Source organism: Mizugakiibacter sediminis (genome assembly GCF_000953855.2).
In the GTDB taxonomy this organism is placed as follows: domain Bacteria; phylum Pseudomonadota; class Gammaproteobacteria; order Xanthomonadales; family Rhodanobacteraceae; genus Mizugakiibacter; species Mizugakiibacter sediminis.
Map to the genome: position 1 here is coordinate 1 of NZ_DF970254.1, position 3,158 is coordinate 3,158.

General features: G+C 72.2%; 3 protein-coding genes. 2 read left to right on the plus strand and 1 reads right to left on the minus strand.

The features are described 5' to 3' along the window. Positions 1 to 299: (2Fe-2S)-binding protein (locus MBSD_RS13520; RefSeq protein WP_425478117.1), on the plus strand; the 299-nt coding region annotated here is incomplete at its 5' end. A 79-nt stretch (positions 300 to 378) separates the two neighbouring features. Continuing rightward, entirely contained in the window at positions 379 to 849 is a 471-nt protein-coding gene (gene bfr, locus MBSD_RS13525; protein ID WP_062537830.1) for a bacterioferritin, read from the plus strand. Positions 850 to 867: 18 nt separating this feature from the next. On the opposite strand, the gene MBSD_RS13530 is transcribed toward bfr, so the two are convergent. Then, the coding region (locus MBSD_RS13530) for a hybrid sensor histidine kinase/response regulator (protein WP_062537831.1) at positions 868 to 3,158 on the minus strand (2,291 nt) is incomplete at its 5' end.

The window sequence follows — 3,158 nt, forward strand, 5'->3', positions numbered from 1 at the left end:
TCCGGCGTGTGCGTAGCGGAGAAACCGTACCCGCCGCGCCGCTCTCATTTGACACTCATTCTCATTTGCGTTCCAATGGCGCCCCGGAGACCCGCGCCATGTACGTCTGCATCTGCAATTCCGTCAGCGATCGCGACATCCGCCGTGCCGCCGAGGCCGGGGTGCGCAGCTTCGTCGAATTGCAGGCGCACACCGGCTGCTCGACCACCTGCGGCTGCTGCGAGGCGCTCGCGCGGCAGGTGCTGAACGAGGCCGTGGCCGAGACCTGCATGCAACTGCCCGCCGCCGCGGCCGCCTGATTTCCCGTCGTCCCCCATCGCGTTGCCGTCCGGCGCGGCGGCGCTATAGTCGTCGCTTACGCGCAGCCGGGAGACCGCCATGAAGGGCGACGCCACCGTCATCGAGCACCTCAACAAGGCGCTGTACAACGAGCTCACCGCGATCAACCAGTATTTCCTGCATGCGCGCATGCTGCGCAACTGGGGCTACAAGGAGCTGGCGGAGCACGAGTACAAGGAATCGATCGACGAGATGAAGCACGCCGATCGGCTGATCGAGCGCATCCTGTTCCTCGAGGGCCTGCCCAACCTGCAGCATCTCGGCAAGCTGTTGATCGGCGAGACGCCGAAGGAAGTCCTCGCCTGCGATCTCAGGCTGGAGCAGGCCGCGCACCCCGACCTCAAGGCGGCGATCGCGCATTGCGAGAAGGTCGGCGACTACGTCAGCCGCGAGCTGTTCGAGGCCATCCTCGCCTCCGAGGAAGAGCACATCGACTGGCTGGAAACGCAGCTCGGCCTGATCGAGCGGCTGGGCGAGACCACCTACCTGCAGACCAAGCTCGACGGCTGACTCCGCCCGGCTTTCCGCCTACAGCGCGAAGCGGCGCCGCAGCGCGGTGGCGGTGGCGCCGTAGGCCTCCATCAGCGCGGCGACGCGCGCCGGCGGATCGGCCACGTGGCCCGCGCGCGCATCCAGTTCCAGGCTCTTCGCCAGCGCCGACAGTGCGCGCGCGCCGAGGTTGGCGCTCGCCGACTTCAACGCATGCGCATGGGCGCTCAGGCCGACGATGTCGCCCTGCGCGGCGGCGGCGTGCAGGCCGTCGAGGCGCTGCGGGCTGTCGTTGAGGAACACCTGCACCAGCATGCGCAGTTCGTCGCCCATGATGTCGACGAGATCGTCCAGCACGCTGTTGTCCAGGATCGGCTCGTCGAACACCGGCGCGCGCGGCGCGGCGGGCGGCGACGCGAGTGCGGCAGAGGCCGCGGGCGACGCCGCCGGCCGCGCGGGCGGCGGCACCGGCACGGCCGCGGGGGGTTCCGGCGCGGCCATCGCCGCGGTCGGCAGGTCGGCGAAGGGGTCGTCCTCCTGCGGAGCCGGTACCGCGCGCGCGCCCAGCCAGCGCTGCAGGGTCTCGGCGAGCAGCGCGCGGTCGAGCGGCTTGGTCAGGTAGTCGTCCATGCCGGAGTCGAGGCAACGTTCGCGGTCGCCGGCCATCGCGTGCGCGGTCATGGCGATCACCGGCAGCCGCGGCGCGCCCGACGCCGCTTCGCGACGGCGCAGCTCGCGCGTCGCGCTGTAGCCGTCCAGCACGGGCATCTGGCAGTCCATCAGCACCAGATCGAAGCGCTGCTGCGCCAGGTGCTCCAGCGCTTCGGCGCCGTGCGCGGCGTGGGTGACCTCGAGGCCGAGGCGGCTGAGCAGCTTGCTCGCCACCTGCAGGTTGACCGGGTGGTCCTCGACCAGCAGCACGCGCCCGTTCAGGCGCGGCGGCGCATCGCCGGCGGCGGGGGGCGGCGACGGCGGTTTCGATACGGGCGTGAGCATGGGCGCGGGCCTGCTGTCGGCGATGTCGTAGAGGGACTGCAGGGCGGCGCGCAGCCCGACTTCGTCGGAGACGCGCGCCAAGGTGGCGACGCGGCCGCCGCCGTCGTCGGCGCGGCCGCCGCCGAGCAGCAGCACGCGCACGCGTTCGAGGCGCGGCTCGCGCAGCACGTTGCGCACCAGCGCCTGGGCGTCGCCGCGCACCGTGGCAGGGTCGACCACCACCAGTTCGTAGGCGAACGAGCGGCCCAGCGGCGCGGCATGGCGCAGCTGCGCCAGCGCCTCCGCGGCGCCGCCGACCTGGCTGTGCTGGATGCCGAGGCCGGCCAGCAACGGCGCCAGCTGGTGGGCGGTGGCGGGATCGGCCGCGACCAGCGCGCGCAGGCCGGTGAGGTCGTGGCGCGTGCCGGGGATGTCGCCCGGCATCTTCGCCAGTGGCACGCTGAACCAGAACACCGAGCCGCGGCCGGGCTCCGAGCGCACGCCGATCTGCCCGCCCATCATCTCGACCAGGCGCTTGCAGATGGTCAGGCCGAGGCCGGTGCCGCCGTAGCGGCGCGTCACCGAGGCGTCGGCCTGGGTGAACGGCCGGAACAGGCGCTCGGCCACCTCCGGCGCGATGCCGATGCCGGTGTCGCGCACCGCGAACAGCACCTCGTGGTGGGTGCGTGTGTCGCCGCGCTTGCTGACCCGCACCGAGACGCCGCCGCGCTCGGTGAACTTGATCGCGTTGCCGACCAGGTTGGTCAGCACCTGGCGCAGACGCACCGGATCGCCGCGCAGGTTCGGGCGGACCTCGGGGTCGATGGCGAAGCGCAGCGCCAGGCCCTTGCTCTCCGCCGCGCGCTGCATCAGCGCCAGCACGCTGTCGCCGAGGTCGCGCAGGTTGAGGCTGACGCTCTCCAGCTCGAGCTTGCCGGCCTCGATCTTCGAGTAGTCGAGGATGTCGTCGACGATGTTCAGCAGCTCCTGCGCGGAGCGATGCGCGGTGCCGAGGTACTCGCGCTGCTCCGGCGTCAGCGAGGTGCCGAGCACGATGTCGAGCAGCGGCAGGATGCCGTTCAACGGCGTGCGGATCTCGTGGCTCATGGTGGCGAGGAACTCGCTCTTCGCCAGCATTGCCGCTTCCGCCGCCTGCTTGGCGGCGATCAGTTCCTGCTGCACGCCGCGCAGCGAGGCGAGTTCGACGTTGAGCGCGTGGATGCGCTCCTCGGCGTCGAACAGCGCGCTGCGCGGCACCGCGGGCACGGCCGGGGCGCGCGCTGCGCGCAGCGCGGCGGCGACCAGCAGGGCGGCGCCGCCGAGCAGCAGCGCGGCGATGCCCGCGGCGGCCGCGG

Excerpts from the sequence above, each read along its gene's own strand:
- bfr (WP_062537830.1), top strand. The coding sequence starts at position 379 with ATGAAGGGCGACGCCACCGTCATCGAGCACCTCAACAAGGCGCTGTAC.